The sequence below is a fragment of the Enterococcus malodoratus ATCC 43197 genome, from assembly GCF_000407185.1.
GTDB classification, from domain to species: Bacteria; Bacillota; Bacilli; order Lactobacillales; family Enterococcaceae; genus Enterococcus_A; species Enterococcus_A malodoratus.
In genome coordinates, this window is sequence record NZ_KE136483.1 from 470,819 (window position 1) to 494,685 (window position 23,867).

Here is a 23,867-nt window from a genome sequence, read left to right on the forward strand (position 1 = left end):
TTCCTTTTGTTTTTTTAACGAAGATAGGGAATCTGGAGCTGTTTTTGGGCGCACGAATCCCTTAGTGATTCCATGTCTTTTTAAAAGCTGATTGCTATTTTACACTTGCCAACTGAGTTGCTGGATTTTGTCCAGTAACTGATAAAACAAGTCTTGATAGACATGGGAGGAGCTCATCCGTAAAAGCAATCTACGGCCACTGCGGACTAATTTACCCGCGACCTTGAACAGGCGGAGCCGCAATGTGTCGACTTGGAATGTCGCTTCCTTTTCAGGTAGACATATGGTCTTCATGAAGTTGACCAGGTTGTAAGCCAACAGGCTTACCATCATCCGTGCATGATTTTCCAAGAAGCTTGAGCTATCCGTCTTGTCGAAATAGAACCCATTTTTTGCTTCCTTGATGAAGTTCTCCATGGTGCCGCGTTTATGGTAAATCTGGAAGATGGTTTTCGCGGATAGTTCCTCGTGAAAATTAGTGACCACGTACTCGTGACTGAACACCAGCTGATTCGATTCCCGAGTCGATTTGATACAGATTCGACGTTTTTGGGACCAGCTATTGGCTTGATAGAACGCGGAATAGTAGTGGACTTCCCTTTCCTCCCAGGGATGGTCGTCCCCAACCAGGACAAAGGTTTCCGCTAGTTTTTCCACGACTTTATTTGATTTCAGGCGGATGACATAGAAACTTTCGTTGGATTCACACGTATCATAGACCTCGGGCGTCGCAAAGCCGCTGTCTCCCCGGACCAAAATATCAGTGCAGGGAAGGACTTGACGGTAATGTGTGAGCATCGGTGCCAGAAAATCTTTTACACCTTTTGACGTATACACATTTCCAGAACGAAGTTCTGCTTTCAGAAAGTCTCCCGTAAGGCCATCGAAGGCTACCAACGGATGATAGCCCTGTGTGCCGTAATGGGCATTGTGCTCAGTCTTTTCTTGATTCCCGAACGTATCCGAATGTGTGGAATCTAAATCGATGATCATTTGGGTATTGTTCCGTTCCATGCGGACCTTGTCCAGCATGGCTTGGTTCAGTTCCTGGAACTGTGCAATGTTCTCCTCGCTGATCCGGTCCCAGAAGCGGGATAGCGAGGCCTGGGAGGCGATGGCTTCCTTATCCAAAACCAACCGAAAAATGGGATCTTCCTTCAAGAGATTGGCGGATGAATCTGCGGAATATCCGGCAATCAACTGGAAGAGCAGCTGTTCGAGCAGGGAGATGTTGTCATGAGTCCAATAAATACGGTCCTCATTGAAGTGGAGGAATTGCTTCGCGAACGAATAAAATCCAAGCGAATTCATGAATTCCTTCACCAAGATGAGACCGGCATCTGACGAAAGATTACCACCGGTGTTTGACACCACCATTTTAGAGTTGAATTTTACGTGTTTTTCCTGTAATGTAGCCATTGAGAGAACCCCTTTCTTGGTTTAGTTTAGACACTTTAACCATAGCAGATTGGGGTTCTTTTTGTACACCCAAAGGGTGCGGTAAAAGAAAAGAAGAACCGTGCGTTAATAAGCTTTTAATAGAGTTTCAGAAATTCTATGAATTATTCAGGAATAATAAACTATTTTAAGAATATAGAAGCAATCGAAAAAGAATTATTAAATATTCAGTAAAATCCCGAAGGAAAAGCTGATTGAATATCTGTGAAGAAAAGATTATCAATATGCAATTTTGATTCACAAAAAAATTCAAAAAAATGGATATATTGGTTTCAAAAAGTGAGGCCCCTCCTATTTATTTAGTAGGAGGGATTCTTTATGTTTATTTATGAAGATAAAAATGTGCTTTATCAACTAGTGCAAGAAATAGTATCAGAAAGGTGGGAACTATCCAAACAATATTTTGATATAAAAATGAGAATGGAGAAACTTGAGAAAGATGGGGATAGATTTGCTCAAATTAAAGAAGTAAGGCTATGCGCATTGGAAAATGAAAAGGTTCAATATCAGAATTATTCCTGAATAATTCATAGAATTTCTGAAACTCTATTAAAAGCTTATTAACGCACGGTTCTTCTTTTCTTTTACCGCACCCTTTGGGTGTACAAAAAGAACCCCAATCTGCTATGGTTAAAGTGTCTAAACTAAACCAAGAAAGGGGTTCTCTCAATGGCTACATTACAGGAAAAACACGTAAAATTCAACTCTAAAATGGTGGTGTCAAACACCGGTGGTAATCTTTCGTCAGATGCCGGTCTCATCTTGGTGAAGGAATTCATGAATTCGCTTGGATTTTATTCGTTCGCGAAGCAATTCCTCCACTTCAATGAGGACCGTATTTATTGGACTCATGACAACATCTCCCTGCTCGAACAGCTGCTCTTCCAGTTGATTGCCGGATATTCCGCAGATTCATCCGCCAATCTCTTGAAGGAAGATCCCATTTTTCGGTTGGTTTTGGATAAGGAAGCCATCGCCTCCCAGGCCTCGCTATCCCGCTTCTGGGACCGGATCAGCGAGGAGAACATTGCACAGTTCCAGGAACTGAACCAAGCCATGCTGGACAAGGTCCGCATGGAACGGAACAATACCCAAATGATCATCGATTTAGATTCCACACATTCGGATACGTTCGGGAATCAAGAAAAGACTGAGCACAATGCCCATTACGGCACACAGGGCTATCATCCGTTGGTAGCCTTCGATGGCCTTACGGGAGACTTTCTGAAAGCAGAACTTCGTTCTGGAAATGTGTATACGTCAAAAGGTGTAAAAGATTTTCTGGCACCGATGCTCACACATTACCGTCAAGTCCTTCCCTGCACTGATATTTTGGTCCGGGGAGACAGCGGCTTTGCGACGCCCGAGGTCTATGATACGTGTGAATCCAACGAAAGTTTCTATGTCATCCGCCTGAAATCAAATAAAGTCGTGGAAAAACTAGCGGAAACCTTTGTCCTGGTTGGGGACGACCATCCCTGGGAGGAAAGGGAAGTCCACTACTATTCCGCGTTCTATCAAGCCAATAGCTGGTCCCAAAAACGTCGAATCTGTATCAAATCGACTCGGGAATCGAATCAGCTGGTGTTCAGTCACGAGTACGTGGTCACTAATTTTCACGAGGAACTATCCGCGAAAACCATCTTCCAGATTTACCATAAACGCGGCACCATGGAGAACTTCATCAAGGAAGCAAAAAATGGGTTCTATTTCGACAAGACGGATAGCTCAAGCTTCTTGGAAAATCATGCACGGATGATGGTAAGCCTGTTGGCTTACAACCTGGTCAACTTCATGAAGACCATATGTCTACCTGAAAAGGAAGCGACATTCCAAGTCGACACATTGCGGCTCCGCCTGTTCAAGGTCGCGGGTAAATTAGTCCGCAGTGGCCGTAGATTGCTTTTACGGATGAGCTCCTCCCATGTCTATCAAGACTTGTTTTATCAGTTACTGGACAAAATCCAGCAACTCAGTTGGCAAGTGTAAAATAGCAATCAGCTTTTAAAAAGACATGGAATCACTAAGGGATTCGTGCGCCCAAAAACAGCTCCAGATTCCCTATCTTCGTTAAAAAAACAAAAGGAAATCTGTTTTCGCAAGTACAAACCGGTTGAAAAAAGAAAATTCAACTCAAATCGATGTATAAACGTTATTTTCCCAAAAAAATTAGATCTATGAATTATTCAGGTTATTATAGAAACAATAAGACAGCACATTTTAACTCGTTTAATAGAGTTTCAAAAAATATTGTTTCAAATCTTAAGCGATCCACTATTTCCTTGGAAAATATAAAAAAATTAGAAAAACTAACAAGTGAATATGAACTTTCCATATCTCTAAAGAACTTAACTAATATCATTCTCCCTAAAATGAAAAATGTACAGTCTTTACCAATTCAAAAAGCTCATCGTGGATACTGGCAATATAAATTACCTACGAATCGAGAAGGGAGGGGATCCAATGACTGAATTGGAGATAACATATATATTCATTCGTTATATTACTATAGCAATAGAAAGAAAGGCAAAAGCATTTTATCATAAATATAATAAAATTCTTTTTCACGAAAATCAGGAATTGATTGAGAACATTGATAGCGTGAAAGAAAAGACTGAAAATGATTGGAACTCAATGAGTTGTTTTTATGGAAATATTGAAGAAAAAATAACATTTCAAGAATTAATTTTTGAAGGATTAAACTCTCTTGATTTTTTTGAAAAACAGATAATCCGCGAGAAATTTTTGAATGAACGATCAGATATGGATATTGGGAAAAATTTTTCGGTTAGTAGTCAAATGATTTCGAAGAAAAAGAGAAAGATTTTGAATAAACTGAAAAGCATTTATTACACTTAACTTGTGAATTACGGAACAAGTCTCCGCCAAGAAGTATGTTACATGTATTTCTTTGATCGGAGTGATTTAATGACAAACAATCTAGTTCCATTGATAAAAAAAGCTAAATCTGGTGATGAAGATGCAATGACAGCTCTATATGAATCGTTTAAGCCTTTACTTATAAAAAATTCGATTGATCCATTAAAAATAATGAATCAAGATTGCTTTCAAGAACTATCAATGCAATTCATCCTTGCAGTCCAGACATTTGAAATAGAAAAATATTTAGACAAGTAATTCATTGAAGCAAATATTTAGAAACTTTTGGTTTCAAAATATTTGCTTTCGTCTATTTATTTAGTGAAGGCGAAAATAATGCCTCTTGTTCCTTGAAAATTGAATACTATACTTTTAAATTACATGAACTATCATTTGAGCTATTGTGTAGTTACGCCATGACTTTAAAGAGCGAATACTAGCTAACACTAGACTTGATTTAGGTAATTAAGATGCAACGATGATGATAGAAACCAAGATGCTTCCGCAAGGCTCCCGTAGACTGAGGAGAGGTGAAAACCTATGCGCTTTACCTAGAGCGGTTTAAAAGTGTTTAAAAAATTGTATGTAAGTGAAACAAACGAGTATATCCTGAGAAAAATGATTCACCTTGTTTTATTGCTTATTGTATTAAGAAGGGATTTAAAGATATGATTACCTGCTGATTAACACTGTAAATATTGATATAATGGTAATGCTACTACATTCTATTATTTGCCATTGGAGGGATTAAAATAGAAAATCAAAATAGTGCAACAAAAGAAACATACTCTATTAATGAGATTGCCCAAATTCTGGACATTAGTAATAAAACTGCATATTCTTTGGTTCATGAAAATCTTTTCAGACATGTAAGGATTGGGAAAATTATACGTATTTCAAAAAAATCTTTCGATCAATGGTTGAACAACTTTGCTGATGCTTAATTATCTATCTAGGAGAGATTTTTAATGGCATCAATCATACCGAGAAATAAAAAGTTAGTTGTAGTTTATAGTTATATCAACGAGGAAAAGAAACGTAAACAGAAGTGGGATTCATTCTCTTCAAAATCAGAAGCGAACAAACGTAAGAGGTTCATCGAATACTATCAATCAGTGCATGGATCAGTTCTAGTTCCTGATGAAAAAGAATTTGCTGAAGGTACTCAGAATACTGATACTGAAACAAGTGAAAGAATTTCTTTAAGCGATTTTATTAGGATATATATTGATATTTATGGACAAGCTAATTGGTCAGTTACAACGTATAGAAACAAGAAAGCTTTGATCAATAATTATATTAATCCTTTAATCGGGGATACAAAACTTGATGAACTATCAACTCGAAAATTATCTAAGTTCTATCATGAGCTTTTAGATGTTGAAGAAGCTACTGGTAATCGACCTACGAATGGTAAAACATTGCAGCCTGCAAATATCAAGAAAATTCATGATTTGATTCGTTCTGCGCTTAATCAAGCTATCGCATGGGAATACCTCCCACCTACTTCAACAAATCCAGCTAAAATGGCCGTATTACCTAAGATTCCTAAATATGAAAGAAGAGTTTGGGAAATTGATACATTCAAACTAGCTATTGAGAAGACTGAGGACGATCTTTTAAGATTGTGTATGCATTTGGCTTTTGCTTGTTCTCTTAGAATTGGAGAAATTCTTGGATTAACTTGGAGTAACCTTATTATTGATGAACAATCAATTGAAAATGGAACTGCTAGGCTAACTGTTGAAAAGCAACTGTCGAGAGTATCTAAAAATGCAATCAAGCAATTACGTGAAAAAGATATTATCAAGGTGTTTCCTTCTAATAAGAAGAATAAAACTAGCCTAGTTTTAATGACACCTAAAACTGATTCTAGTCGTAGAACTGTTTGGTTACCCAGAACTGTTGCAAAAATGTTGGTTCAACACAAAGAAAAACAAAAGTCATTGAAGAAATTTTTTGGATCAGAGTATCACAATCATAAGTTAGTCATTTCTCATGAAGATGGTAGTCCAGTTGAAAACAAAATAATTGGGAAGCAGCTTAGAAAGCTCTGTACGGAGTTTGATTTGCCAAAGGTTGAATTCCATAGTCTGCGCCATTTAAGCACGAATTGCAAGCTTAAAATGACCAATGGCGATATAAAGAGTGTACAAGGTGATACAGGACATTCTAAGGCTGATATGGTTACAGAAGTTTATACTCATATCATTGATGAAGATCGCAGGCACAATGCAGAAAAAATGAATCAATCTTTTTATGAAAGTGATCTTGCTGAAAAAAATGAACTTGATCAAAATCTTAAAATAATGAGTATCATTCAATCATTGCCTGCTGATGTTAAAGAAAAATTGTTGTCTTTGGATGGCGAAGTGAGTGAAACGGATTTAGAAGGATTAAAAGTTTAGGAATTTGAAAAAAAGAGTGTTAGCAAAAGTGTTAGCAGAAACGAGGTTTTTTGATGATTTTTCGAGAAAATAAAAAATCTGTTAGCAGATTTCGAGGTCAACTAACAGATCATTTTGAGACAAGTGGTAGCAAAAATTTCCTCTTGCTAACTCCTCGTTAAATTGTAAAAACGTTGATGTATCAACGCTTAGAACGTTCCAGGAGGGATTCGAACCCCCGACCGCTCGCTTAGAAGGCGAGTGCTCTATCCAGCTGAGCTACTGGAACAATGGTAGTTTAGGCGCATGGACAGTCGTCCGCTTAGAAGGCGGATGCTCTATCCGGCTGAGCTACTGTGACAGTAGTTTTGCAACAATTGCTATTATAGAAAAACTACTCTTAATTGTCAATCCTAATTCGTTATTTTACTGATTCAAAAAGATATTCTTTGATCAATTGCAGTGTTTTCGGATTTTCGATCAAGGAACCATGGTCGGCTTGTTCCTCCACGGTGATTTCCTTATATTTTTCACTGTCGCCATAAATCAAACGTCCAGCAAGCACACTTGTCAAAGGAACCGTGTTATCAGAATTTTGATTATCGACATTGCCGGCGATGTTATAAACGGTAATATTCTTAGGAATGTTCTTTTTATTTTTCAAGTAATACTTTAGCAAGTCGCTCTCTGCTTTAGGTTTCGTGAAGGTCGAACTATTGTCGTTATAATCCCACGACGTATCGTTGTAAGGTGAACCTAACGTAATCAAATGATAAAGTGAAGGATCATTGCTCTTTTGCTCATTCTCTAAGTAGCCGGTTATGATCAAGCCGCCGTTTGAATACCCTAAGTAATCATAGGTGTTGAAAGTATAGTACTTTTCAGCATACTCTAACGCCTTTTGGAACCAGCGAGATTGTTTAGGCAAGGATGGGTCAGAGCCATCTTCAAAAGCAATTGCGATAATCGGCCGCTTTGTATCTTTAGTAAAGTGTCCGGACGAAGTAATGGAATCATCCATATTAACGGTGATTTTTATTTCATCAACGCCTTTTTCTGATTGTCTTAATGAATCGACCAAACTGTCGAAACGGTCGACGTCACCATTGGTACCGGGCACCATGATTACTGGCGCAGGAATCGGCAAAGGATTGTTTGAATTTTTAGATGCTTGGACATGGTCCTTTGTTTCGAAAATGAATATCCCGAGGATACACACCAATAGGATTGATATGATGCCTCCTATTTTTTTGTTCTTCACAGGAAACTCCTCCGTTTCAGTTCCTTAGTTTACGCCGATTTTCATCAGGTACAAGTAAAAAGACGGAAATTCAAAAAAATTTCAAATTTCCGTCATCCATTTTATTTATTTTTTGAGATTAAGGCCACACCATCGCCTAAAGGTAATAAGGAAGAAGACAGTTCTGGTGATTTCGTGATCTCTTCTAAAAATTCATTCAGCTTGCGGTGGATCGCACGATTTTTCCGCGGAATTTCATCGATCGGCTGCAAGACTGTGCCTGCTTGAAAAATATCATCTACCATCAAAATGCCGTCATCGGATAATAGACGTAAACACTCGGGTAAAAAGGTAATGTATTTCGATTTTGCACTGTCCATAAAAATGAAGTCATAGGGCCCGTCTAAAGTACTGAGTAAATCTATCGCGTCGCCTTCCAACAGAGTTACCTGATCTTCTAAGCCTAATTTAGCAAAATTGACTTTTGCTTTTTCGATCATGACTGGGAAGCGATCAATCGTAGTGATTTTCGCCTCTTTATCAAGACTTTCCGCCATCAAACTGGCTGAAAATCCGATTGCAGTTCCAATTTCTAAGACGTTTTTAGGCCGCTTTTGCTTCAATAAAAATTGTAAGAATACAACCGTTTCATGAGGAATCACCGGAACCCCATTTTCATGAGCGAGTTCTTCCAATTCTCCCAAAGGTCCAGTCAGTTGTTTTTGTTCTGTACGCAAATAGTGCAGAATATCTTCATTGATTATCGGGCGGTACATCATTTCGTTACGCATTATTTTTCCTCTTTCTCTAATAATTTTCCTAATGTCAGCCAGTCTTCCGCAATTTTCTCACTTAGTGAACGATTATAAAAAATCGCCGCCGGGTGAAAAAGGGGAACGACTGTGTATTCTTTTTCTGATAGTTGGTAACGGTCCTGCTCATTCGTCAGCTCTAAGACAGGGCCATGGTAAATTTCGCCATGTCGCTCGCTGATTTGCCATTTTGGTCCAAGTAGCCGCTGCAAACCGATATTTCCTAACGTCGCAATGATTTTCGGTTGAATTGTTGCCAGTTCATAATCTAGAATCGGTGCATGGGCCAAAATCTCTTTTTTATTCGGTGTCCGATTTGGATAAACTGTTTCGTCTTCTTGTGTCCGTTTATTGAAGCGTTCCACAATCTTATAAGGGCGGCTTCTGACGGCACTGGTGATATAAGTATTCTCGCGGGTGAGACCGATTGATTCCATCGCTTGGATCAATTCTTTGCCGGCCGCGCCAGAAAAAGGAATATGATTGACCACTTCGTTGCGGCCTGGAGCTTCACCGACCAACATCAATTTTGGCTGGAGCGGTCCTTGCCCTGCGATAAATCCTTCAAGTTGAAACTCTTTTGAACGATCAGATACTAATTTGACTAGCTCTTCTGGATAGTCCATTCGCGTCACCTCGCTTTGTCATCTTTCTACATAGTAGAAAAAAGCAGGGCACACGTCAATAATTAATCATTGACTTGATCATTCTTTTTTAGTAGAATATGAATGTTGTAATTGTGGAACCCACAGCTACAACCGCACAGAACAAGTTAGTAAGTACTTCGGTCACTTGGGATGGCGAGTCTAAGTATATTATATAAGGAGGTGCCACAAGCATGTACGCAATCATCAAAACTGGCGGTAAACAAATCAAAGTTGAAGAAGGTCAAGCAGTCTACATTGAAAAATTAGACGTTGAAGCTGGCGAAAAAGTTGTCTTCGACCAAGTTGTTTTAGTAGGCGGCGAATCTACAAAAGTAGGAGCTCCTATCGTTGAAGGTGCAACTGTTGAAGGAACTGTAGAAAAACACGGCAAACAAAAGAAAGTCGTTACTTTCAAATACAAACCTAAAAAACATTCACACCGCAAACAAGGTCATCGTCAACCTTACACTAAAGTTGTCATTGACTCAATCAAAGCATAAAAAAGAAGGTGCCTAAGTTGATCAAAGGTACATTCACTCGAAATCAAGCAGGCCAAATTAGTGAATTTACACTGACGGGTCATGCAGAAGCAGGTCCTTACGGTAGCGATATCGTCTGTTCTGCGGTTTCCGCATTAGCCATCAGCACAGTAAATAGCTTGGATGCACTAGCAGGTGTCATTCCGAATATCGAGACGAACGATGATGAAGGTGGTTATCTTCATGTAGCGTTGAAGCTAGATGATTCGATGACTCAAGAGCAGATGAATATCTCGCAAATTTTGCTAGAGCATTTATTATTAGGTTTGCAATCAATCGAAATCGACTATTTGGATTTCATTGAGATCCAAACAAAATCTAAATCATAGGAGGTGCAGCTCATGTTATTGAATATGAACTTACAATTATTCGCCCATAAAAAAGGTGGCGGTTCAACTTCTAACGGACGTGACTCAGAATCAAAACGTTTAGGTGCTAAACGTGCTGACGGTCAAACTGTTACTGGTGGATCAATTCTTTATCGCCAACGTGGTACTAAAATTTTCCCTGGTGTAAACGTAGGTATCGGTGGTGATGACACATTGTTTGCTAAAGTTGACGGCGTGGTACGTTTCGAACGTAAAGGTCGCGACAAAAAACAAGTGTCTGTATACCCAGCATAAATTCCACTATACGCTCAATCCTTTGTGGCGCAAGGGATTGAGCTTTTTTATTTGTTTTGAAAAACAAATTGACCATACGTTTGACCATACTTTCTAAAAGTTTATATATTTGACCAACTTTTGAGTTGTCTCTTCCTTTTTATCATCTGTTAGATGGGTGTAGGTGTCCATAGTAGTTTTTATGTTGGCGTGACCTAATCGTTCTTGAACCTCTTTGTGATCAGCGCCAGCGTTGTATAGCATCGAAGCGTGAGTGTGTCTAAATCCGTGTAGCCCAATGTAGGGCAATTCGGCGCGTTCTCTATATAAAGCGTACCTATCTGCCACAGCCTGATTAATTGTAAACTTATTTTGTTCGTTGTTAAAAATAAAGGCAGGCTTTGAATAACCTAATTTAAAAAGGAATTTTACTTGTTCGAGTTTCCATCGTTTTAACTGAGATATTGTTTTTTTGTCTAAAATAATCTTGCGGTTAGAGCTTTTTGTTTTTGGAGTCTGTGAGACATAATAACCTTCGCCCTTAGCAATTGTCTTATTGATTGATAGTTCATTAGTTGTAAAATTTATGTCTTTCCATGTCAAAGCTAGTACTTCGCCGATTCTGCAACCGCTGAAGGCTAATAGCCTAAACAAAGTATAATCGCGTATTTTTAAATAAGGGTTTTGCTCATTGTCTATGATAGTTAAAAATGACTGAAGTTGCTCCTTCGTATATAGCTTCAGTTTTTTTTGCCTATCTTCTTTAGCCGGTGGAACAATTACATTTGCAACAGGATTATCTGAAGTTAACCCAATATTTATAGCGTATTTAAAAACTTTATTCATGTAATTTACGAATAGAGGATATTGCTTTGAGCTACCTTTATCGTGCCAGTTATTAATAACTTTTTGACAATATGCGGTAGTGATTTTTGACAACTTGATATTTCCAATTTTTGGAAGCACATGCTTATTGAAGATAATATCTGTTCGAGAATAGGTGCTCGCAGTAACAGTTTTTTTATAGTTCGCTAACCATAATGTCAAGGGCCATAATAAAATGTTGGTTTTGGGCCATTGAAATTGTAGGTAGTTTTCTCTTTATCGTTTCGTTTCTTTTCCTTTCGTTTCACTATAACTTTTCATTCGATAGGAAGGTCCTGTAATTTGAATAATTTTAGAATGATGGACCAATCGGTCCAATAAAGCATTAGTCAATTTCTTATTACCAAAAATTTCGGACCATTGAGACAGAGGAATATTCGTTGTAATAATCGTTGATTTTCTTTCGTATCGCATATTAATTAGTTGAAACAGTAAGTTAGATCCTTCTTTTGAGAAGGGGAGATACCCGACTTCATCAATAATTAATACAGAATAGCTCGCATATTTTTTGAGCATGGTATCACTTGTCCCACGTTTATGTGCCCGGATAAGTCGATTAACCAGTTCTGTACTAGTGATAAATAAACAGCTCTGCCCTCTATCAATACACTCTAAACCAATTGAAACGGCTAAATGAGTTTTTCCAACACCGCTATTTCCAATGAATAAAAGGTTGTCATACGTGTCTAAAAAGCGTAATGTCACTAAATCTTGAATTTCACTTTTTTTGATTTTGGGTTGAAAATCAAAGTTAAAATCATGAAGGCGTTTATGATAGGGAAACATTGCCCGTTTTAAAATTTTTCTTTGGGTCTCCTTTCTACGATAGCTAATTTCTTGATGTGTTAATTCAAATAAAGAATCAACTAGAGATTGTTCATTTTTAGCTACTTCATCTAAATGGGCAGGTAAAATTTCTTTGATACAGGTAAGATTTAAATCTGATAATTGATTTAATAACTGATGGTAATTTGACATATGAGCCTCCTTATAATTCATCGTAAGCATCTAAATTTTCTTCTACAAAGCGCTCCAACTCTTCGTCTTCTAAGTATTTGAAGACATCAGATCGAAGAATCTCAAGAGAGTCATCACGTTGATAATTTAAGGTTTTTTTGCTTAATGGGTGCGAGCGAATACATTGATGGCCATACCAAATGAATAGACTGTCCTTACGGACATCTAAAGTTACCTCTTTACCAATATATTTCACGGGAACAGAATACTTTGAGTTTTGATATTGGACCATGGATTCAATGGAAACTTTTCTAATTACGTGTTGGGTTCTAGAAACATATCTGACTAATTCTAAACGATTGAAAGGACGCAACACCGATTGTTCATCTATAAGAAGCTTAGAGGGATGATTATTCACTGCTTGAGAACGTTCATTATTTAAGTCATTCATAAACTCATAGACGATTCGTTTTAGCTCCTGCTCATTTTCAAACTCGTAGTTAAAGACCATTAAGCGGTTAACAGTACGAGCTAAAGCTTCAACTTTGCCTTTGGTTTGTGGACGAAAAGGGCGACAAGCAATCGGATTGAATCCAGCATCTTTAGCAAATTGACGAAATTTTTCGTTAAAAACGGTTTGACCAAATTGGCTTTTACTTCTATCAACAACTGTTTTCATATTGTCAAACCAAATTTCTTGAGGAACACCATTCCCGCAGTACTCAAACGCATTGACCAAACAATTGAAGACATTCGCTTGGGTTCGATCAAAGGTTACCTCTAAGTATTTCATGCGAGAATAGCCTAGAATATATAGAAAAAGATTGAAGTAAAAGACTTCACCATGTTTACTCACCATCTTAATATTTTCTTTCCAATCGACTTGAGCAGAAAGACCTGGCGTCGTTTCAATTCGAATGGTTGCCTTTTTTACACGCTTTTCTCGATAGTTCCGACAATATCGTTTGACGGTGGTATAGCCACCTTGATATCCTTTTTTCTTAATAAAATAATAAATTGAAGAAGCGGAACAGCTTAACTCCATTTTATCTTTAATAATTTCTTCAAAACCGCTTAATAAAAGAGGAGCAGAAGATTGTCTCTTTTTGATCTGTTCTACTTCCCCTTTAGTTCCAGCTTCATAGTAACGCTTGACTGTTCGGTAATCACAATTATATTGCTTGGCCATGGCTGCATAGTTAGGTTGAATATCGTTCATAATGTGTCGTAAGACTCCTTCTAAGACATCTTTTCGCATGAGTCACTCTCCTTGAATGGTTTCATGAAAAAGAATATCAGATTTTAAATCTAACCTACATTTTCGATGGCCCTTTTCCTACATTTTATCGTGGCCCTTTACAGTATGGATAAGAAAAGCATTGAACTAACGCGTGTCTTATTATTATTAGCGCCTGACCCAATGCCGGAAAGCCAACAAAGTCTGTTAGGAAAAATCAGCAGTTCAGTGATCGAAAGTGATCTGAATACTGAAATCTACAAATTCGGCAACAAGGAAATCATTTATCAGTTATTGAGTTCTTTGTTTGTTAAAGAGATTCGAGAAAATTAGCGATAGCTTAGAAAAATATCGGAGGGATTTAAAATGGAATTACAGCCAGAAATGATTTTGTTAGATCAGGAATATGCAACGAAGGAAGACGCGATTCGCGCGAGCGGACAGCTTTTAGTGGATGCGGGTTGCGTGGAAGAAGGCTATATCGATGCCATGATCGAAAGAAACGAGTTAGTTTCCGTATATATGGGAAACTTTATCGCGATCCCTCATGGAACCGATGAAGCAAAACGCTATGTGAAGAAAAGTGGTATTTCAGTGATTCAAGTCCCAACGGGCGTTCGCTTTGGTAAAGATGATACAGAGGATGTGGCGATGGTGCTGTTTGGTATCGCTGGAATCGAAAATGAGCATTTAGATATTTTGCAGAAGATCGCGATCTTTTGTTCAGATGTTGAAAATGTCATAAAATTAGCAGATGCAAAAACAAAAGAAGAAGTCATTGGCTATCTTCAGGAGGTAGAATAGGATGCAAGCAACACACTTTGGCGCAGGAAATATTGGACGCGGATTTATCGGAGAGATTTTAGCAAAAAATGGTTTTTCAATCGATTTTGTCGATATTAATGAAACGATCATCAATGCTTTGAATGAGCGGAACGAATACACGATCCAGTTAGCAGATGAAAGTCAAAAAGAAATTCATGTCTCAAACGTGGATGGTTTAAATAATCAAACCAATCCGGATGCAGTTATCGATTCAGTCAGCAAAGCAGATATTGTGACGACCGCGATTGGGCCAAATATCTTACCTTTTATTGCAGAATTAATCGCAAAAGGTATTCAAAAACGCCGCAATGAGGGCAATACAACACCACTAGATGTGATTGCCTGTGAAAATATGATTGGCGGCAGTCAGTTCTTGTTTGAAAAAGTCCAAGCCTTCTTGTCAGCTGAAGACAAGAGCTATGTGGAACAATACATCGGATTCCCCAATGCAGCAGTCGATCGTATTGTACCGATTCAACACCATGAAGATCCATTATTTGTATCCGTGGAACCTTTCAGTGAATGGGTGATTGATGCAACGCAAAGTAAGAATAAAGAGTTGCACCTCGATGACGTAGAATACGTGGAAGATTTAGAACCTTATATTGAACGGAAACTATTCTCTGTTAATACAGGGCATGCGACAGTTGCTTATACTGGTGCTTATGAAGGTTATAAAACTATTGATGAAGCAATCGCTGATGAACGTGTTTTAGAGAAACTTCGTGCAGTTCTTGGTGAAACGGGCAGCTTATTGATTAATAAATGGGATTTCGACAAGGAAAAACATTTTGCCTATATCGATAAGATCGTTAGTCGTTTTGAAAATAAATATATTTCTGACAGTATCAGTCGCGTGGCTCGGACGCCGATTCGTAAATTAGGTTTTGACGAACGTTTCATTCGTCCAATCAGAGAATTGAAAGAACGCGGTTTGGATTACACGAATTTAGTGGATGTCGTAGCAATGGTCTTGAAATACGATGATCCAAATGATGAACAAAGCGTCGAATTGCAAGGATACTTAAAAGAAAAATCCGTTGCAGAAGTGATCCAACAAATTACCGATCTTAAAGATGACGAATTGATCGCTAAAATTTCAGCTAGATATCAAAAATAAATTTTTTCTCCCAACTTGGATACAGATTCAGGTTGGGAGATTTTTTTTAGAATGAAATCTTATTTCAAAAAATTAATAAAGATAAATGATCTTTTTTTTAATCTAAAAATCGATTTTTCAGATGAATAGCATGAAGGTCGTTATTTAACTGACGGTATTTTCTTCAAAAGGGAAAAATCCGTTTTAGAAACATTAAGTTAGTAACTTGACAAAATAGTTCGTGTTTAATCGAAAATCCACTTGATTCTTTCGTTTTAAAACGATATTATAAACAAAGTCGAGAAATTTCATTTCACGTGTTGCACAAAAAAAGCACGCTCGCGTATGATTATTGGACGCGATCAGTTTTTTTCGAGAATAACATCCCAAGCTAGTTTTCCGATAAGTAAGTGAAGGTGTTGGGAAAGGTGAAGAATGGGTTTATCTTGATTTTTTTCTTTAAAGGATACCTGCTCATTCATTTTTTTTGCTTAATAATAAGGGGGAGTCAAATGACAACGTTTGCTGAGTATTATGATCAATTGAGGGGATTTACTGAAGATTTATTTTTACATCCTGAACTAGGATATAAGGAGTATCGCACTTCTGAAAAAGTCATTACCGAATTGCGACGCATCAATCCACGGATTGAATTTTCTAAATTTTCAGAAACTGGGATCAAAACTTTTTTATCATCGGATAAGAAAAAAACGCTGGCGTTCATCGCGGAATTAGACGCTGTTTATGCACCGACGCATTTTCAAGCGGATGCTGAAACAGGAGCCGCTCATAATTGTGGTCACTTCACTCAAGTGGCGATTGCGCTGTCTTTATATGATCACTTTGTAAGAACACAGGAATACGAGGATTTGGATTTTAATTTGTGTTTTATTTTCGTGCCTGCGGAAGAATATTTGGATTTAGATTTTCGCAAGAAGCTTCGATCAACTGGAAAGATTCAATTCTTGGGTGGGAAGCCAGAGGCGATGTCTTTAGGAATTTTTGATGATGTGGATTTTGGTGTATGCGTCCATGCCATTGGTGAAGTTTTTGAACGACCAACGATTGAAGTTAACTGTGATCTGGCTGGATTTTTATATAAACGTTATCATTTTTCAGGAAAAGCCACTCATGCAGGGTTCGATCCATTTTCCGGTATCAACGCCTATAGCATATCGACACTATTTAATACAGCGATCGGTCTGAGCCGCCAACAGTTTAGAGATACGGAATCCATTCGTGTCAATCCAATTGTAATGGATAGTGACATGTCGACAAACGTGATTCCCAACCATATCACTGTGGGAACGGATTTGCGCTGCAAAACATTAGATTACTTACCGGAAGTCGCACGCAAACTTGATCACGCGGCTCAAGGCAGTGCTTTTGCTTTAGAAGGTGAGGTAACGATCGAAACGGAGATGGGCTATTTGCCATTTGTTCAGGATCGTTATTTGAACAGCTTTGTGGAGCGAACATTCGCAAGATTTGACAAGATTCCAGACATCATCGACGATCGTGGAGGAATTGCGGCTGCGGGGGATATTGGTGATTTGGCCTTTATGTTCCCGTGTATCCAAATCAGTTATGGCGGATTTGAGGGCACGATTCATGGGGATGACTTTAAGATGATTGATCCAGAATTTGTGTTAGAAACATTTCCTGAATTTTTAGTGGAGGTTCTCAAGGAAATGTCTGGCAACTTAGACGAGGAAAAATTCTATCGTCGTTCATTTAAGGAATACAAAGAATTGATTGATTCAATTGGAGGGAATGTATGAAAAAGCAGTTAGTATGGGTGATTGGTTTTGTTGTGGTGGTTGTAACAATTGCAGAGTTGATCGGGATGCAGTTCATTTCGATAGGAAATACTACAATCACGGTTTTACCTTTGGTGTTCTCTGTCTTGCTGGCTATGTTGTTCGGCTTGCCAATGGTTCGCAAAGGGCTTATCGCGAAGATCTATTCGCAGGGCAACATTCAATTTTCGGCGAAATACTTATTATATATCATGTTGCCGTTGATGGCTCGTTATGGGGCAGATGTGGCACCGAGATTAAGAGAAATTCTGTCAGTCGGTTGGGTGTTTTTATTCCAAGAATTAGGCAATGTTGGTACGGTTTTGATTGGGTTGCCGGTAGCCTTTATGCTAGGTTTGCGTCGTGAAGCAATCGGGGCAACGTTAGGCTTAGGGCGTGAGGGTGAATTGGCGTATATTTCTGAAAAATACACGTTGGATTCACCAGAAGGTCGCGGCGTGTTGTCGCTCTACTTGATCGGTACGTTATTCGGTTCGATCTTTTTCAGTATTTTTGCGCCGATAATGGCGGGTTTTGGCTTTGATTATCGGGCATTGGCGATGAGTTCAGGTGTAGGCTCTGCAAGTATGATGACAGCCGCTTCGTCTTCTTTGATCGCTTTGATGCCTGAACATGAAACGACAATTGCTGCATACGCCGCGGCAAGTCAATTACTGACCAGTTTTTTAGGAACGTATACGATGGTTTTCATTGCAGTGCCGTTGCAGCGTTTTATGTACAAATTATTAGCAGGAGGGTCACGTCGTGGAAAAGAAACAGTCTAATGAATATATCAAAATTTCTCTGGTTTTGTTACTGAGTATCTGCTTGATCTTGTTTACGCAGGGGATCAAATTACTCAAAAATCCTGAATCGACTCCGATTACCTTTAATACGATTCAGGGCTTGATCGTCTTGTGGGCTTTTTCCATGATCGGCGTTTTTATCTCTGTGATGGTAAAGAAAACCAATATCAAAATTTTAGCTGATTTCCCAATCCTAGGCTGGGTATCCTTAACGTCATTATTTTTCTGCCTGCTTTCCGATTTCTTTGTTCAAGCGATTGCTGGCGTCGATTTTTTATCGATCACTACGCCGATCTTAGCTTTTGCGGGACTTTCAGTGGCAGATAGCTTGATGGATTTGCGCAAGACCTCTTGGAAGGTAGCGATCGTTGCGATATTTGTTTTTATCGGCACGTATCTGGGGAGTGCTGTCATTGCTCAAATCGGCTTGATTTTAACTGGAAAATAATTGCTTCAGCTATTTGATAAAAAATTAATGTTTTGGTCTAGACTTTTTTGTTGTAATATTTGTTGAAGGGTGTTAAAATTGGTGTATACCAAATTGATAAAGGAGCGTTTACCCATGAAAGTAATTCGTGTGAAAGATGCCAACGAAGGCGGAAAAAAAGCATTTGAAATCATCAAAGATGGAATGGAAAACGGCGTAAAAGTATTAGGGCTGGCAACTGGTAGTACACCTGAAACTTTATATCAAGAAATGACTTCTAGTGATTTAGACTTTTCAGATATGACTTCTGTAAACTTAGATGAATATGTAGGATTAGCTGGCGAGGATGTTCAAAGCTATCGCTACTTCATGAATGATCAATTATTCAACAAAAAACCATTTAAAGAAACGTTTGTACCAAATGGTAAAGCAGAAGATTTAGATGCTGAATGCAAACGTTACGACGGCGTGATCGCTGATCATCCGATTGACTTGCAAGTATTAGGTATCGGCCGCAACGCACATATCGGTTTCAATGAACCAGGAACTTCATTTGACGTAACAACTCACGTAGTTGAATTAACAGAATCAACAATCGAAGCGAACAAACGTAACTTTGATAAAGTTGAAGACGTTCCAACACATGCATTGTCAATGGGAATTGGTTCAATCATGAAGAGCAAAAAAATCTTGTTGATGGCTTTCGGTACAGACAAAGCTGATGCAATCAAAGACATGATCGAAGGTTCAGTAACTACTGACGTACCAGCAAGTGTTCTACAAAACCATGCTGACGTAACAGTTATCATCGACGAAGACGCAGCAAGCAAACTATAATAAACAGCTTAAATTTTTTAGTGTCAGGGATATTTTCCTTGGCACTTTTTTTAATTTAAAAGTTGATGGTATACTTGGTTATAGGAGTGTGATCGTATGAAGAGGTGCATTGTTTAGTCTGGAATGGTTAACTCAGATTCAATTAAAGGAGTGATGAGCTATTCCAGAAAAAAAGCTTTATCCCAGAAGTAATGATCATGAGACGATCTATTTGCAGAATGTCATCAAGCGGCCAAATATCTCGGTCGGCGAGTATACGATTTATAATGATTTTAGACGAAGTCCGTGTGATTTTGAGCAGAACAATGTACTGTATCAGTACCCGATCAATCATGATCGGCTGGTCATCGGTAAATTTTGTTCGATTGCCTGTGGCGCGACTTTCATTTTTAATAGTGCGAATCATCGTCAGTCGGCGCTTTCTACGTACACTTTTCCATTATTTTTTGAGGAGTGGCAATTGGATAAGGAGCAAGTAGCTTCGGCTTGGGACAATAAAGGTGATATCGTGATTGGAGACGATGTATGGATCGGGTATGAGGCGACTATTTTGTCGGGTGTTCATATCGGTGACGGTGCGATCATCGGGGCCAAAGCGGTCGTGACTAAGGATGTTCCGGCGTATAGTATTGTAGGGGGTATTCCGGCAAGAGAAATCAAAAAACGTTTTGATCCGGAAACGATTCAGAAGCTGCAGCAGCTCAAGTGGTGGGATTGGTCATACGAAAAAATTCGTCATGCGATTCCGCACTTAAAAAATGGAGACGTAGACCCGTTACTACGTGAATGAACTCGAACTCAGTCGTTACGGCTGAGTTTTTTTTGCGGCTTGCTTCTTTTGTTTCCTTTGGCTATAGTGAAAGCTAGAAAAGTAAGCGAAGGGAAAATGTGCGCGATGCGTTTAGATAAGTTTTTAGCTGAGGTCGGTTTGGGCAGTCGTAAAGAAGTCAAACAACTTATTAAAAAGGGCCAAATCACTGTGAATCAGCAGATTGAGAAATCGGACAAACGACAGGTCAATCCGGAAAAAGATAGGATTGAATTTCAAGAGGAAGTTTTGCATTATCAAGAATACTATTACTATTTACTACATAAGCCAGCTGGGGTGGTAAGTGCGACAGAAGACAATCGTGATCAAACAGTGATGGATTTGTTTTCAGCTAAAGATTATCGCAGCGATCTTTTTCCTGTTGGACGATTAGATAAGGATACCGAAGGGTTATTGCTGATTACTAATGATGGTAAGCTGGCTCATGAACTGTTGTCCCCAAAGAAACATGTCGAAAAGGAATATCTCGCTGAAGTTAGCGGAGTAATGACTGATGACGATCAGAAGCAGTTTACAGAAGGGATCGTACTAGATGGAGAGTTAACGTTGCCGGCGGAACTGTTCATCGCCGAGGTAACGGAAGAAACGTCAGTGGTGCGAATTATTTTACATGAAGGAAAATTTCATCAGGTGAAGCGGATGGTCAAAGCTTGCGGGAAAGAAGTAACCTATCTGAAAAGAATTCGCATGGGTGATTTAACGCTGCCGAAAGCTTTGAATAAAGGGACTTATCGGCCGTTGACCGAAGAAGAGTTGCGGATGCTAAAAGGTTAAGAGACTCGCTTTTTTTCTGAGCGTGCTATACTAGAAGTGCGATGATTTTACAGGGTGAGAAGCCAAATTTTTATAATAGGTGAACTAGGAGGTGGTGCACAGATGGATTTGAAATTATCAGTATATGAAATAATGCTGCGCTTATTTTTGGCCATGGTTATGGGCGGCGCCATCGGTATTGAACGTGAATATAAAAATCGTCCCGCGGGAATTCGAACCCATATCCTAGTTTGTATGGGAGCAACCATCATTGCCTTGATCCAAGTTGAAATTGCTGATCAGGCACTGCGGTATGCAGCGGCCAAGCCAGAGTTTGTAGGAGTTGTACGAGCGGATGAAGCACGATTGATCGCTCAAGTTGTCAGCGGAATTGGTTTCCTTGGAGCAGGGACGATTATGGTCAGTAATCGGTCAGTCAAAGGATTAACTACTGCTGCTTCGATCTGGGCTGGCGCCGGACTGGGAATTGCTATTGGAATGGGATATTATACAATCGCTATTTGCAGCTTTGTTGGAATTATTTTGGCTTTGACGGTGGTCAAACGCATCATCAAAATCAATGCCATCAAAAAGCTTGAAATACGCTATATCCATCGTGAAGCAACCAAAGAATTCATCATGAACTACTTTGACAGCAAAAAAATTGAAGTGGAAGATGTCGATTTTGATGTTGATTTCATGGATGATTACAGGATTTACACGAATGTCTATACGATCGATCTGCCGCGAGGAATGAATTACACCGATGTAATCGAAGACCTTTCGATGTACAAAAACATCACCAAACTACGGATGATCAATGTTTAAGAGAGAAGATAAAATCATTTCACGATGATTTTATCTTCTTTTTTCTTGAAAGTTGTATTGTCAGAGCATTCGTTCATTGATAGAGTTAAGTGTAAGAGTTGATCTAGGAGGTAAGAATGGGAAAAATCCTTTTATTAGAAGATGATTCAAATTTGAATAATGGTATTCAATTATGTCTGACACGAGAAGGCTATGAGGTCGTTGCTTGTTTAGACATTGCGTCGGCAGAAATAGCTTTTCAGCAAAATGAGATCGAGTTGATTATCAGCGACCTCTCTTTGCCTGATGGCAGCGGATTGGATTTTTGTAAAAAAATCCGCGAGCAATCCAATGTCCTGATTTTGATGCTGACATCTTACAATCAAGAACATGATATTGTAACGGGATATGTGCACGGTGCTGATGACTATATGACGAAGCCTTTTAGTTTGATGGTTTTGGTTTCGAAGGTTCAGGCCATGATGAAGCGGGTCGTTCGAAATCAGGGACAAGCATTGGTATCTGGCGAATTGTCGGTATCCTTGACCGAAATGAAAGTCAAATTGCACGAAGAAATTTTGCCTTTAAGTAAAACAGAGATTCAGCTATTGATCCTATTTATGGAGAATCCGAAGCAAATTTTGTCCTCGGATCAATTATTGGATCAAATTTGGGACACGAAAGGCGAGTATGTGGACACAAATACTGTTTCAGTCAATATCAGTCGTTTGCGCCAAAAAATCGGTAAGGAACGAATCAAAACCGTTCGAGGAGTGGGCTATTTATGGATCAACGACGTTCAAAAAAAATAACTCTATTTTATCTGTTGCTCTCAGCAATCTGCTTTGCTCTTTTTATTGCTCAGAATCTAATCATGCGAACGGCTCTTCAAGAGGATCAGCAGTCGACTCTGGTTATGCTGAATAGAGAAAACTCTTTTTCTGAAGCTAAATTGATCCAGGCTTTTGATGAGCCGAAAACTAATGAGTTGGCAAAATCGGGGCAGGCTTTAGAAGAAAAATATGACTTATTGGGAAAAATGAGTCTCTCACATATTTTAGATGGCTATTTGCTGCGAAATCTGGGCTTATTCATAGGTTGTTGGTTGCTGCTTTCGGCAACTTTTTTTTGGCAGGTACGTGAAAAACGAAAAATTCAGGATCGTTTAGCTGAGAAGACAAAAGAGTTCCACGAAGCAACTGCGCATAATGAATTAATGCTGCAACGGAGTCAACGAGAAGGGGGGAATCTAAAATCTAATATCACAGACATCACCCATCAATTGAAAACACCGGTGGCTTCTCTAAAGCTAAGTTTAGATATCGCGCTCTCGGAACAGTATGCTGAACAGGAGCGGAAAAAATTTGCTGAACAGGCCGAAGTACAAATTAATAAACTTGATTTGATGTTAGATGGTTTGGCAAAGATCTCACAGCTTGAAACAGATTTAATTCAATTACGACCGCAAAAGCTCTCGCTGCAGTTATTAATCAATCAAGCAGTCAATAGTGTCATCATGAAGGCTGTCGAAAAAGAAATGGAACTGGAAGTGGAATTGGCAGAGGATCGAATGGTTTATGTGGATGAAAAGTGGACCCTAGAGGCATTGGGGAATGTCTTGGAAAATGCGGTCAAGTACGCTCCTGAAAAGACAACGGTTAAGGTACAAGTATCTTCATTAGTAACTTATGTTTTGGTTGAGATCAAAGATGAGGGACCTGGGATCACAAAAGAAGAACAAAATAAAATTTACCAACGGTTTTATCGCGGCAGTCACAGCGACTCGGTAGAAGGTTCAGGTGTGGGCTTGTATCTTACACGGAAGATTATTGAGGAGCAAGGCGGAACGATCATGGTGAAACGGAACCATCCAAAAGGTGCCAACTTTCAATTAACATTGCCGTTAGCTTAACTTAACCTCTTGATGAAGGTGTTCGTAAAGCTATTTCTATTTTTCTTACAAAATTGTTATGTTCGCTGAAAGAATCCTGCAAGGGTTCTTTTTTATACTAAGAGTATAGAAATAAGCGAGAACAGGAAA

General features: G+C 38.8%; 28 protein-coding genes, 1 tRNA gene and 1 other annotated feature. Of the genes, 21 read left to right on the top strand and 8 right to left on the bottom strand.

The genetic code is table 11. The features are described 5' to 3' along the window. Positions 1-99: 99 nt before the first annotated feature. A complete protein-coding gene (locus tag I585_RS17655; protein WP_010739320.1) occupies positions 100-1,419 on the bottom strand; it encodes an IS1380 family transposase in 1,320 nt (439 codons plus the stop codon). Between the two features lie 357 nt (positions 1,420-1,776). On the opposite strand from I585_RS17655, the gene I585_RS17660 reads away from it, so the two are divergent. From I585_RS17660 to I585_RS17680, 6 genes are all read left to right on the top strand, one after another. Beyond that, positions 1,777-1,980, top strand: coding sequence for a hypothetical protein (locus I585_RS17660; RefSeq protein WP_010740668.1), 204 nt, complete (start codon positions 1,777-1,779; stop codon positions 1,978-1,980). Between the two features lie 147 nt (positions 1,981-2,127). Then, positions 2,128-3,447, top strand: a complete 1,320-nt coding sequence (locus tag I585_RS17665; RefSeq protein WP_010739320.1) for an IS1380 family transposase — start codon at positions 2,128-2,130, stop codon at positions 3,445-3,447. Positions 3,448-3,921: 474 nt separating this feature from the next. Then, positions 3,922-4,317 (top strand): sigma-70 family RNA polymerase sigma factor, encoded by a 396-nt coding sequence (locus I585_RS17670; RefSeq protein ID WP_010740667.1) that lies wholly within the window; start codon positions 3,922-3,924, stop codon positions 4,315-4,317. Positions 4,318-4,386: 69 nt separating this feature from the next. Then, positions 4,387-4,596, top strand: a complete 210-nt coding sequence (locus I585_RS17675) for a helix-turn-helix domain-containing protein (RefSeq protein WP_010740666.1) — start codon at positions 4,387-4,389, stop codon at positions 4,594-4,596. 533 nt (positions 4,597-5,129) lie between these two features. Continuing rightward, positions 5,130-5,282, top strand: coding sequence for a helix-turn-helix domain-containing protein (locus I585_RS23770; RefSeq protein ID WP_123864156.1), 153 nt, complete (start codon positions 5,130-5,132; stop codon positions 5,280-5,282). 24 nt (positions 5,283-5,306) lie between these two features. Next, positions 5,307-6,746 (top strand): site-specific integrase, encoded by a 1,440-nt coding sequence (locus tag I585_RS17680; protein WP_010740665.1) that lies wholly within the window; start codon positions 5,307-5,309, stop codon positions 6,744-6,746. Positions 6,747-6,940: 194 nt separating this feature from the next. On the opposite strand, the gene I585_RS17685 is transcribed toward I585_RS17680, so the two are convergent. The 4 genes from I585_RS17685 to I585_RS17700 all read right to left on the bottom strand — a co-directional run bounded on the left by I585_RS17685 (position 6,941) and on the right by I585_RS17700 (position 9,403). Next, positions 6,941-7,014: transfer RNA gene (locus tag I585_RS17685), tRNA-Arg, on the bottom strand. A 132-nt stretch (positions 7,015-7,146) separates the two neighbouring features. Further along, positions 7,147-7,986, bottom strand: a complete 840-nt coding sequence (locus I585_RS17690) for an alpha/beta hydrolase (protein ID WP_010740664.1) — start codon at positions 7,984-7,986, stop codon at positions 7,147-7,149. 101 nt (positions 7,987-8,087) lie between these two features. Continuing rightward, positions 8,088-8,756: an O-methyltransferase gene (locus I585_RS17695; protein ID WP_010740663.1), complete on the bottom strand. Its 669-nt coding sequence runs from the start codon at positions 8,754-8,756 to the stop codon at positions 8,088-8,090. Continuing rightward, positions 8,756-9,403: a uracil-DNA glycosylase gene (locus I585_RS17700; protein ID WP_010740662.1), complete on the bottom strand. Its 648-nt coding sequence runs from the start codon at positions 9,401-9,403 to the stop codon at positions 8,756-8,758. The genes I585_RS17695 and I585_RS17700 overlap by 1 nt, the downstream gene beginning before the upstream one ends. Before the next feature lie 120 nt (positions 9,404-9,523). After that, positions 9,524-9,595, top strand: a sequence feature (ribosomal protein L21 leader region). 20 nt (positions 9,596-9,615) lie between these two features. Here I585_RS17700 and rplU point away from each other — a divergent pair. Genes rplU through rpmA form a run of 3 tightly spaced genes read left to right on the top strand, consistent with a single transcriptional unit; the run spans position 9,616 to position 10,586 of the window. Continuing rightward, positions 9,616-9,924 (top strand): 50S ribosomal protein L21, encoded by a 309-nt coding sequence (gene rplU / locus I585_RS17705; RefSeq protein ID WP_010740661.1) that lies wholly within the window; start codon positions 9,616-9,618, stop codon positions 9,922-9,924. A gap of 17 nt (positions 9,925-9,941) precedes the next feature. After that, positions 9,942-10,292, top strand: a complete 351-nt coding sequence (locus tag I585_RS17710) for a ribosomal-processing cysteine protease Prp (RefSeq protein WP_010740660.1) — start codon at positions 9,942-9,944, stop codon at positions 10,290-10,292. Between the two features lie 12 nt (positions 10,293-10,304). Then, positions 10,305-10,586, top strand: a complete 282-nt coding sequence (gene rpmA / locus I585_RS17715; RefSeq protein WP_010740659.1) for a 50S ribosomal protein L27 — start codon at positions 10,305-10,307, stop codon at positions 10,584-10,586. A gap of 93 nt (positions 10,587-10,679) precedes the next feature. Here rpmA and I585_RS17720 read toward each other — a convergent pair whose 3' ends face one another. From I585_RS17720 to istA, 3 genes are read right to left on the bottom strand one after another with little or no spacing between them, the layout of a single operon-like run. Next, positions 10,680-11,627, bottom strand: coding sequence for a tyrosine-type recombinase/integrase (locus I585_RS17720; RefSeq protein ID WP_034709385.1), 948 nt, complete (start codon positions 11,625-11,627; stop codon positions 10,680-10,682). Positions 11,628-11,666: 39 nt separating this feature from the next. Continuing rightward, positions 11,667-12,428: an IS21-like element helper ATPase IstB gene (gene istB, locus I585_RS17725; protein WP_003129321.1), complete on the bottom strand. Its 762-nt coding sequence runs from the start codon at positions 12,426-12,428 to the stop codon at positions 11,667-11,669. A gap of 10 nt (positions 12,429-12,438) precedes the next feature. Further along, entirely contained in the window at positions 12,439-13,665 is a 1,227-nt protein-coding gene (gene istA, locus I585_RS17730; RefSeq protein WP_010741239.1) for an IS21 family transposase, read from the bottom strand. A gap of 105 nt (positions 13,666-13,770) precedes the next feature. Here istA and I585_RS17735 point away from each other — a divergent pair, with 105 nt between their 5' ends. From I585_RS17735 to I585_RS17790, 12 genes are all read left to right on the top strand, one after another. After that, positions 13,771-13,977: a hypothetical protein gene (locus tag I585_RS17735; RefSeq protein WP_034709387.1), complete on the top strand. Its 207-nt coding sequence runs from the start codon at positions 13,771-13,773 to the stop codon at positions 13,975-13,977. A gap of 33 nt (positions 13,978-14,010) precedes the next feature. Then, positions 14,011-14,448: a PTS mannitol transporter subunit IIA gene (locus tag I585_RS17740; protein ID WP_010740655.1), complete on the top strand. Its 438-nt coding sequence runs from the start codon at positions 14,011-14,013 to the stop codon at positions 14,446-14,448. A gap of 1 nt (position 14,449) precedes the next feature. Beyond that, positions 14,450-15,589, top strand: a complete 1,140-nt coding sequence (locus I585_RS17745; RefSeq protein WP_010740654.1) for a mannitol-1-phosphate 5-dehydrogenase — start codon at positions 14,450-14,452, stop codon at positions 15,587-15,589. Between the two features lie 491 nt (positions 15,590-16,080). Next, entirely contained in the window at positions 16,081-17,349 is a 1,269-nt protein-coding gene (locus I585_RS17750) for a M20/M25/M40 family metallo-hydrolase (protein WP_010740653.1), read from the top strand. Next, the gene (locus tag I585_RS17755; protein WP_010740652.1) at positions 17,346-18,152 is read left to right on the top strand and encodes a DUF3100 domain-containing protein; all 807 of its coding nucleotides are present in this window, start codon (positions 17,346-17,348) and stop codon (positions 18,150-18,152) included. The genes I585_RS17750 and I585_RS17755 overlap by 4 nt, the downstream gene beginning before the upstream one ends. Continuing rightward, a complete protein-coding gene (locus I585_RS17760; protein ID WP_010740651.1) occupies positions 18,133-18,621 on the top strand; it encodes a hypothetical protein in 489 nt (162 codons plus the stop codon). Before I585_RS17755 ends, I585_RS17760 begins: the two co-directional genes overlap by 20 nt. A gap of 114 nt (positions 18,622-18,735) precedes the next feature. Then, positions 18,736-19,437: a glucosamine-6-phosphate deaminase gene (nagB, locus tag I585_RS17765; RefSeq protein WP_010740650.1), complete on the top strand. Its 702-nt coding sequence runs from the start codon at positions 18,736-18,738 to the stop codon at positions 19,435-19,437. Between the two features lie 211 nt (positions 19,438-19,648). Beyond that, positions 19,649-20,227, top strand: coding sequence for a CatB-related O-acetyltransferase (locus I585_RS17770; RefSeq protein WP_010740649.1), 579 nt, complete (start codon positions 19,649-19,651; stop codon positions 20,225-20,227). A gap of 105 nt (positions 20,228-20,332) precedes the next feature. Continuing rightward, positions 20,333-21,040, top strand: coding sequence for a pseudouridine synthase (locus I585_RS17775; protein WP_010740648.1), 708 nt, complete (start codon positions 20,333-20,335; stop codon positions 21,038-21,040). A 102-nt stretch (positions 21,041-21,142) separates the two neighbouring features. Beyond that, positions 21,143-21,847 (top strand): MgtC/SapB family protein, encoded by a 705-nt coding sequence (locus tag I585_RS17780; RefSeq protein WP_010740647.1) that lies wholly within the window; start codon positions 21,143-21,145, stop codon positions 21,845-21,847. Between the two features lie 116 nt (positions 21,848-21,963). Further along, positions 21,964-22,638 (top strand): response regulator transcription factor, encoded by a 675-nt coding sequence (locus I585_RS17785; protein ID WP_010740646.1) that lies wholly within the window; start codon positions 21,964-21,966, stop codon positions 22,636-22,638. After that, the gene (locus tag I585_RS17790; RefSeq protein ID WP_010740645.1) at positions 22,611-23,738 is read left to right on the top strand and encodes a sensor histidine kinase; all 1,128 of its coding nucleotides are present in this window, start codon (positions 22,611-22,613) and stop codon (positions 23,736-23,738) included. The genes I585_RS17785 and I585_RS17790 overlap by 28 nt, the downstream gene beginning before the upstream one ends. Positions 23,739-23,867 lie beyond the last annotated feature (129 nt).